At 57.2% G+C, this 7,995-nt stretch carries 8 protein-coding genes and 1 pseudogene; 3 read left to right on the top strand and 6 right to left on the bottom strand.

Going from position 1 to position 7,995, the window contains the following annotated elements:
- A pseudogene (locus tag ACILQA_RS08190) lies at positions 1–395 on the top strand (50S ribosomal protein L1); the annotation flags it as partial.
- 89 nt (positions 396–484) lie between these two features.
- A complete protein-coding gene (locus ACILQA_RS08185; RefSeq protein ID WP_395629257.1) occupies positions 485–1,753 on the top strand; it encodes an exo-beta-N-acetylmuramidase NamZ domain-containing protein in 1,269 nt (422 codons plus the stop codon).
- Here the strand turns inward: ACILQA_RS08185 and ACILQA_RS08180 are convergent.
- Both ACILQA_RS08180 and ACILQA_RS08175 read right to left on the bottom strand, forming a co-directional pair.
- Positions 1,716–3,278, bottom strand: a complete 1,563-nt coding sequence (locus ACILQA_RS08180) for a sodium:solute symporter (RefSeq protein ID WP_395629256.1) — start codon at positions 3,276–3,278, stop codon at positions 1,716–1,718. The two genes, ACILQA_RS08185 and ACILQA_RS08180, sit on opposite strands and share 38 nt — an antisense overlap.
- A 55-nt stretch (positions 3,279–3,333) precedes the next feature.
- Positions 3,334–4,695 (bottom strand): SRPBCC family protein, encoded by a 1,362-nt coding sequence (locus ACILQA_RS08175; RefSeq protein ID WP_395629255.1) that lies wholly within the window; start codon positions 4,693–4,695, stop codon positions 3,334–3,336.
- A gap of 55 nt (positions 4,696–4,750) precedes the next feature.
- Between ACILQA_RS08175 and ACILQA_RS08170 the strand changes: the two genes are divergently transcribed.
- Entirely contained in the window at positions 4,751–5,215 is a 465-nt protein-coding gene (locus ACILQA_RS08170) for a DUF3237 domain-containing protein (protein ID WP_395629254.1), read from the top strand.
- Here ACILQA_RS08170 and ACILQA_RS08165 read toward each other — a convergent pair.
- The 4 genes from ACILQA_RS08165 to ACILQA_RS08150 all read right to left on the bottom strand — a co-directional run.
- Complete coding sequence (locus ACILQA_RS08165) at positions 5,191–6,090, bottom strand: EamA family transporter (protein WP_395629253.1); 900 nt, start codon at positions 6,088–6,090, stop codon at positions 5,191–5,193. The two genes, ACILQA_RS08170 and ACILQA_RS08165, sit on opposite strands and share 25 nt — an antisense overlap.
- A gap of 39 nt (positions 6,091–6,129) precedes the next feature.
- A complete protein-coding gene (locus ACILQA_RS08160; protein WP_395629252.1) occupies positions 6,130–7,035 on the bottom strand; it encodes a carbon-nitrogen hydrolase family protein in 906 nt (301 codons plus the stop codon).
- Entirely contained in the window at positions 7,032–7,622 is a 591-nt protein-coding gene (locus ACILQA_RS08155) for a GNAT family N-acetyltransferase (protein WP_395629251.1), read from the bottom strand. Before ACILQA_RS08155 ends, ACILQA_RS08160 begins: the two co-directional genes overlap by 4 nt.
- A partial coding sequence (locus ACILQA_RS08150) for a ketosteroid isomerase-related protein (RefSeq protein WP_395629250.1) occupies positions 7,619–7,995 on the bottom strand: 377 nt, incomplete at its 5' end. The genes ACILQA_RS08155 and ACILQA_RS08150, both read right to left, overlap by 4 nt.

The following is a 7,995-nucleotide window of genomic DNA, read 5'->3' as shown; positions in this document are numbered from 1 at the left end:
AAGACATGTTGGCCGGTAACCTTGATTATGACCGCGTTATCGCAACGCCGGACATGATGGGCATCGTTGGCCGCTTGGGTAAGACCTTGGGTCCAAAGGGCCTGATGCCAAACCCGAAGCTCGGTACAGTCACCATGGACGTTGCTGAAGCTGTAAAGGCTGCAAAGGCTGGTCAGGTTGAGTTCCGCGTTGAAAAGCAGGGCATCATCCACAGCGGCATCGGCAAGAAGAGCTTCTCTGACGCTGACCTGCGCAAGAACTTCGACGCGTTGATCGACGCCGTCATCAAGAACAAGCCAAGCGGATCAAAGGGCAAATATGTCCGCCGCGTTGCGGTCAGCTCGTCAATGGGCCCAGGCCTCAAGATCAATCTGGCGGACGTCGCTGGCGCTTAAGCCACGACATCAAACGAATATCAAAAGGGCTGGAGGGAAACCTCCGGCCCTTTTTCTTTGCGGCGGGTGCCGTTATCCAATAGCCTTTCATGATGCGAATATTTTTGACCTTTGTCATTGCGCTGTTTCCACTGGCCGCCGTTGCGGCTGATCCGATTCAGCCAAAAGCTCCAACCCCCATCAAATCGATCGCCATTCCCATCAGGCATATCACCCCCGGGATCGAAGCTTTGCTTTCCGACCAACTGGCGCTGCTCAAGGGAAAGCGGGTCGCACTGTTGACCAACCAAACCGGCGTTGATCGCAAGGGCGTCAGCGACGTCGATCTGTTGCGCGCGCATCCCGCCATCAATCTTGTCGCGCTGTTTAGCCCGGAACATGGCGTGCGTGGAGAGGCCCAAGCCGGTGAAAAGGTGGCCTCGGGCATCGATCCCAAATCCGGTTTGCCCGTCCACAGCCTCTACGGCGAAACCAAGATGCCGACTGACAAGATGATGCACGGCATTGATATTGTGCTGGTCGATCTGCAGGACGTCGGCACGCGTTTTTATACATATTCCTCGACATTGCTGTTCATGCTGCGCGCCGCAGAGAAATCCGGAGCCGAGGTGATCGTGCTGGATCGTCCCAACCCGCTAGGCGGGGTGATGATAGAGGGGCCAGTCCTCGAACCCGCATTTGCCTCTTTTGTTGGAAGCTTTGCCATGCCGGTACGTCACGGAATGACGTTCGGTGAGCTCGCGCAGATGTTCGTCGGTGAGGAAAAGCTGCGCACGCGCTTGCGCGTTATTCCCATGCGCGGCTGGAATCGGGACTTGGCGCCCTATGTCGCTTGGGATTTGCCTTGGGTGCCGCCCTCACCCAATATGCGGACACCGCGAACAGCCGAAGTATATCCCGGCACAGCCTTGTTTGAGGGCACCAACATCTCCGAAGGACGGGGCAGCGAAAAACCCTTCGAATATATCGGCGCGCCTTTCATCGATGGCGCGGCACTGGCGGAACGATTAAATGCAATGGGATTGCCGGGTGTCGCTTTCGCGCCCATTTCCTTTACACCGGATTTTTCCAAATATGCTGGGCAGCCGTGTCACGGCGTGTGGGTCATCCCCACCAACAGCACGACATTCCAGCCATTCCGCACCGGAATCGCTTTGGTGAAGGCGGTCCACGGCATGTACCCAGACAAGTTTGAATTCCGCGCCGGCTCCCCAAGCTTTTTCGACCAGCTGGCAGGAACCGACACGGTCCGTAAAGGCATTTTGGACGGAAAAGCCGTCAGCGAGATTGAGGCTGAGTGGCAGCCGGGGCTTGACGCCTTTAGGCAGCTACGGGCGAGGTATCTGATTTATCCTTGATATCACGACCGGCGCAGCAAACAGCAAAGGCGACTGCCGTCCCGATACATAGCTGCCATGGGAAGGCCAGCGCCTTCCACGCGGTTGGCAGCCCAAGGCTATCCACGACATAATGCTGTTGCAGCAAGATCGTGACAAAACCAGCCAGCAGGGCGGCGATCACCGACCATGTCGCCCCACGCTTCGTAAACACCACGGTACCATAGACGCCCAGCAAGCCCGAATAGGCAAAGACCATGACGCCGAGGACAAATTCTAGCAAAGGCGTGTCGCTGTAATGCTGCCAATAGAAACACAGTATCGACATCGCAAACAGCGCACAGGCGAGCAATATCATCGCCGTGCGTCCGGCGTTGACATAATGCTGCTCGCTGGATGGTGCGCCACGCCGTTCCAGCCAGGGCCGGTAAAAATCGTTCACGACCACCGCAGACATTGAGATTAATCCGGAATTGATCGCCGCCGCTGCGATAACGCCCACGGTTACCAGCCCGCGCAAGCCGGGTGGGATTTCAGACAGAATGAACGACATGAAGACCGTGATTTTTTCGCCCGCGAACGCGTTGGTAGCGCCAACGCTCACGCCCATCAGGTCGGGGCGGTTGTAGAAGATGTGGAGCAGCGATCCTATTGCCATGAATAAAGCCACCACGGGGATTGCCGCCCACATGCTCGCATACAAAGCGCGCTTGCCCGATTGTGCATTTTCGCATGCCAAAAAGCGCTGCGTCGTGTCCTGATCGAGCCCAGTATTGCCGATATTGAGCAGCACCAGCCCGGTCAGGATCGCCCAAACGGTAAACGGCTTGGTAAAGTCGAACGACCAGTCAAACAAACGCAGCTTGTCCATTCCGTCGGGTGCAGATTGAAGCGCGTCCCAAATTTCCGGAGCAGGTGCGGGAATTTTCACCAGCAGAAAGATAAGCACCAGCAATGCACCACCAAGGTAGAGCACGACCTGCACCAGGTCGCTCCAGATCACAGCATTCAGCCCGCCGAACAGTGTGAACACAACACCGAAAACGACAAGGACCGCCGACGCGATAACGATATGTTGCGGCTCGACATCAAGGAAGATGATCATCGAAACCGCAATAGCGGCAAGATACAGCCGCGCGCCGCTCGCCAAAATCCGGCCGACGAGATACATCCCCGCCGCCGCGCGTCTTGCCGTCGCGTCGAAACGGGTTTCCAGCAATTCATATACCGTGGTCGCACCGATTGCGTAGAAACGCGGGATCAGGAAACGTGCGACGATAAAGGCAGCGATGATCGCGGCGAAGTTGCTTGTGAGATAGCTGTAATCACCGCGATAGCTGTTATCGGGGGCGCCGAGAAATGTTGCCGCCGACTGCATCGTCGACAGAACGGACACCGCAACCAGCCAGACCGGCGCATGATGCCCGGCGAGAAAATAGTCATCCGCCGTTTTGGTCCGCCGTGTCGCCTGATAGCCGGCAATTGCCAGCAATGCGACATAGGCAAGCAATATGCCCCAGTCATAAACGGTGAATGCTAATGGCATGAATGCTCCCCCAAGGCTGAGCCATTAGCGGAACATGCCTGTTTGTTCAAATGCGCTACCGCGCCATATATGCATCCAGCGTTTCGTGGTAATGGCGGATACGGCTTTCCTGATAGCGCGCCAATGTCACACCCGGTTTCTTCGACGCGCGCAGACCTTTTTGGATCCGCTTCAGATTGTCGGTGTCCTGATCAGCGACCATTGCAGCCGAACCAAGCTCCGGTGCGTCAGCCCATTTCTGATCCAGTCCCAGCATCGTCATTTTTGCGGGTTCCGGATGCGATCCATCGGGGGCTTTGGAAAACAGGAACATGATTTCCATGATGGAGCTTTCCGGATCGTCGCCGTTCGGGCGGAAACGGTAGGTGATGGGCAGCGCCTGCCCGCCCCACGGCACCATATTGGGAAAAAGCATATATTCGATCAAGTCGAGCGATTCCGAATCCGATAGGGCGGACATGTCGCGGCCAATCGAGCGCGAAATCTTCTCACGCGCACGTTCGGCCAGCTTGCCCCGCGCCGTTTCACCCTCGCCCACTTCAATGGGCTTGCCCGCAAAAAAGGGCACGTCGCGGCGCATTTCCTCTATGGTTTGTTCAGCTGTCGTTGCGGGTTTCGATGGGCTGGCGACGCCCTGCACGCTGATCATCCGGCTGACATGGCGCACACCGGGCCAAACATCATATTGGGTGTTGCTGTCCCCATAATAGCTCAGCACCTGCCCATGCGCGAACGGCACATGATATGCCTCGACAAAAGCCTCCATCGCCAATTTCCAGTTGCATGGCATAATCTTGGCAACATGCGCTGCGACATAGCGGTCTTCCAGATTGAAGGACGCAAAATGCTCGGGTAGATTTTCAAGGTAAGTTTCAAGTGGTTCGGCATCGGCATCAAAATTAATAAAAACAAAGCCGCCCCATGTGCCCACGCGGGCTTCGGGAAGGCGCATCTTGTCCTTATCAACATGCGGGAAATCCCATTGGCCGGGAATGACAGATAATGCGCCATCCAGCTTCCAAGTCCAACCGTGGAAGGGGCAACGAAACTGCTTCACGCAACCGCCTTCGGTGCGGAGCATCGTGCCGCGATGCAGGCATGAATTGATATAGGCTTTGATCTCGTCCGGGCCTGTTCGCACAACAATGAGCGAGTCATGCACGATGTCATACACAATATGGTCGCCAATATTCGGGATATGCTCCAGCCTGCACGCCAGTTGCCATGTCTTGCGCCAAACCTGCTCGACTTCGCGGTCATGCCAGTCTTTGGCGAAGTAACGCGCAATAGAAACATCATCACTGCTTTGCCCAATGGCGGGTGATTCCACGCGCATGACCGCAGGCGCTGGATTACGGTCGCCGTCGAACACCTCTTGTACCGATGGGCCTGGACGGCGCGCAATTATGTTGTCCAAAACTCTCTCCCTGATAACTCTTGCGCCATCCTGCCGTCATGGTAGCAACTGTGCAATGAACAATTTACCGCACCGCCACCTCATCACCATGACGCTGACCGTTGATTTTGCCGGGATGATCAGCATTGGCCAAACCCCCGCCGGCCTGCGCCGCATTGCCCCCGTCACCGGCGGCCATTTTGCCGGCGAGCGGCTGAACGGCACGGTACTGCCGGGCGGAAATGATTGGGTCGTCAATCGTGAAGATGGCGTGATGGTAATCGACGTCCGCCTAACGCTCCAAACCGACGACGGGGCTTTGGTTTACCTCAATTATCAGGGCCGCTTTCTGGCCGAAGCCGAAGCAATGTCTCGGTTCCGCAAAGGCGCATTGCTGGAGCCGCACGAATATTCACTGGCAGTCGTGGCAAAATTCGAATGTGGGGATAGCCGATATAGCTGGCTGAATAATGTCATCGCCGTCGGCACCGGCGAACAAACCGCCGCGGGTCCGGTCTATTCGATTTTCGAAATAGGTTGAAAAAATCTCGGCCATAAAAGGCTTAACGCCAATCCGCCCATGACAAGCGCAGCGGCGAGCAATTTCCAACTCTGTAATGGCTCGTGCAAGAATAATGCGGACGCCCCCATCCCGAATATCGGCACCAGCAACGCCATAGGTGCAACAGTGGCCGCAGGATGCCGCGCCAAAAGCCATCCCCAAATCCCGTAGCCGAACATCGTGTTGCCCACCGCTTGCCAGACCACCGCGGCCCAGGTCGTCGCTGTTGCTGCGTGCACGCCCGTAATCAAGGCAGACGGGCCTTCAAATAACAAGGCGAGGGTCAACAATGGCGGCACGGCAAAGATGCTGGCCCAGACCACATACGCAAGCATGTCGACCTTACCCGCGGCGCGCGAAACGATATTGCCACTCGACCAGCAAAAGGCCGCCGTTACGACGAGCATCAATCCCAATGGCGTCGCGCTGCCGTCCGAATGGGTCAGAATGACGGCCAGCCCGCTTGTCGCTAACGCTAGTGCAGCCCATTGGAATCCGCGCACCCTCTCCCCCGTAAGCCGCATGGATAGGGCAATGGTAAAGAAGACCTGAATCTGGACGACCAGCGAAGCGAGGCCCGGTGTAATATCGCCTTTCATCGCCAAAAACAGCAGGCCGAACTGCCCGGCCCCGATCAATATGCCGTAAGCTGCCAGATTGGACAAAGGCACCGCAGGCCGTTTTAAGAAAAATGCCGCTGGCAGAAATGCACACGTAAAACGCAGCGTCGCAAGCCACAAAGGCGGCAAATGGGCCAACGCCAATTTGATGACGACAAAATTGGTGCCCCACACCGCCATCACTGCAATCGCGAGCAGAAGGTGCAGGCGTGGAAGGGCGGCATTTTGTGGCATAGAAGTCCCCCTAACCGCTCCGCCCGTTTTTGCGAACAGTTAATCCAGCGGCACAACTTCCACCGGCAAATCGCTGGCCATTGCGCCGCAATATTGTTCGGGCCAATGCGCAAAGGGACGAACGGCCCCTTCGGTGCGCCAGCGGTTCACGCGCGCCAGATCAGCGTCTGCCATGACCCACGCCCCCTGCCCTTCGGTCCCTATCGCCACAACGCCGTCGTCCGGACTATCCCCATCAGGCGGAACGAACAGCCCTGCCGCACCATAATTTTCGTCGAGCGCCGGCGACCATGGAGCCATGCCAACGGTCGGTGCCTGCGCCACAAAAATCTGGTTTTCCAATGCCCGCGCCTGTGCCCCAATCCGAACGCGGTGATAGCCTTGCAAGCTGTCGGTGCACGACGGGCAGAGAATGGCCTGTGCGCCAGCTTGTGCCTGCGCCCGCGCGATCATCGGGAATTCGATATCATAGCAGGTAGAAATGCCCAGCATTCCCAAAGATGTCCGAAAAACCCGCAGGCTTTTTCCACCCTTAATGTCCCAGGATTCACGTTCAAACCGGGTCATCATAATCTTGTCCTGATATGCCGTTTGCCCGTCCGGCATATAGAGCGTAGCCCTGTTTACAACCTGCCCATCTTCTTGGCCAAAGGGTCGGGTTCCGCCGAGCAGGACGACCCCAAATTGCCGGGCGAGATCCGCATAATGGGCGTCAATTCTTGGCCCCAGGGCAACCACGGCCCGCAACGAGGCATGCAGATCGCTTGCGGTCGACCTGTCGATCGCGGCCAATTCCATCGCCGCATATTCGGGAAACACCAAAAGCTGTGCGCCTTGCGCGGCGGCATCGCCCACCCACTGCCCGACCTTGCCTTGCCAACTGGCAAAGCTATCGGGTTCCCCGATGGGATATTGGGCTGCCGCTATACGGACCGACGCGGTCACAGGTCGCGCATCCAGAATTGCATGGCATGCGCGCTTTCGAAATCATCGCCCAGATCCTGCCATTCGAGCGTTCCGGTCAAACCGGGCACCGGCGCATAGCCGCGGGCACGCCAGAACGGATGCAAATCGCGTGGTGTTTCGGGCCGCATCGGATGATCGTCCGGGCGGACCACCGCACAAAAGGCAGTTTTCCGTGCCCCTGCGGCGCGCGCTGCGTCTTCACGCGCATCAAAAAACTGGTGTCCAATGCCTTGCCCCTGATAGGCGGGTAGCAGAACGGATTCCCCGAAATAGAATATCTGCGTAACATCCATTCCTTGTTCGCGGAAAGGATTCTGGATGTCCGGCTTCTGCCCCTCCAATGGAGACGCCGTAGCCGCGCCGATGATTGCGTCCCCGTCCCGGGCGACGACAAGCACCGAACCCGGTTCGCGCACAAATTCCGCCATATAAGCGGCTTCATATTCTGCACTGCCGTCATACAGATAGGGCCAACTGCGAAAAACCCGGATCCGCAGATCAGACAGCGCCGGAATGGCGGCCCAGCGCTCCTCGGGATCCGTCAAGGAACGGACGTCTAAAGTCATGAAACCTGGGCAATCCAGTCGGCAAGATTATAATAGACCGAGACGCGTGTGATTTTTCCGTCCGCAACCTCAAAGAAACCGCCCGCTGGCAAGCTGTAGTTCTGGCCATGCGCTGCAGGAAAGCCTTCATCAGCCACCTTGTAAATGCCGTCGACGATAAATTCCGCCGCCGCGCGCCTGCCATCTTCGCTGGTCATTATGACAATGTCACGCAGCTGTTCGCTATAGGCATGATCCATCCGGCCAAGAAAGGCGCGAAAGGCCAGCTTGCCGGTTTCACGGTCCCCTTGATTGATATCATGCGCCACATTGTCATCCAGACATGCCAAGATAGCTTCAACATCCATGGCATTGAATGCAGCATAATATGCGC

Origin of the sequence: Sphingorhabdus sp., assembly GCF_044239005.1 — a bacterium.
Classification (GTDB): Bacteria; Pseudomonadota; Alphaproteobacteria; order Sphingomonadales; family Sphingomonadaceae; genus Sphingorhabdus_B.
This window is presented reverse-complemented; position numbering and strand designations above follow the sequence as displayed.

Coding starts and splice junctions, on each gene's coding strand:
- ACILQA_RS08185 (WP_395629257.1), top strand. CDS start 485: ATGATGCGAATATTTTTGACCTTTGTCATTGCGCTGTTTCCACTGGCC.
- ACILQA_RS08180 (WP_395629256.1), bottom strand. CDS start 3,278: ATGCCATTAGCATTCACCGTTTATGACTGGGGCATATTGCTTGCCTAT.
- ACILQA_RS08170 (WP_395629254.1), top strand. CDS start 4,751: ATGAACAATTTACCGCACCGCCACCTCATCACCATGACGCTGACCGTT.
- ACILQA_RS08165 (WP_395629253.1), bottom strand. CDS start 6,090: ATGCCACAAAATGCCGCCCTTCCACGCCTGCACCTTCTGCTCGCGATT.
- ACILQA_RS08155 (WP_395629251.1), bottom strand. CDS start 7,622: ATGACTTTAGACGTCCGTTCCTTGACGGATCCCGAGGAGCGCTGGGCC.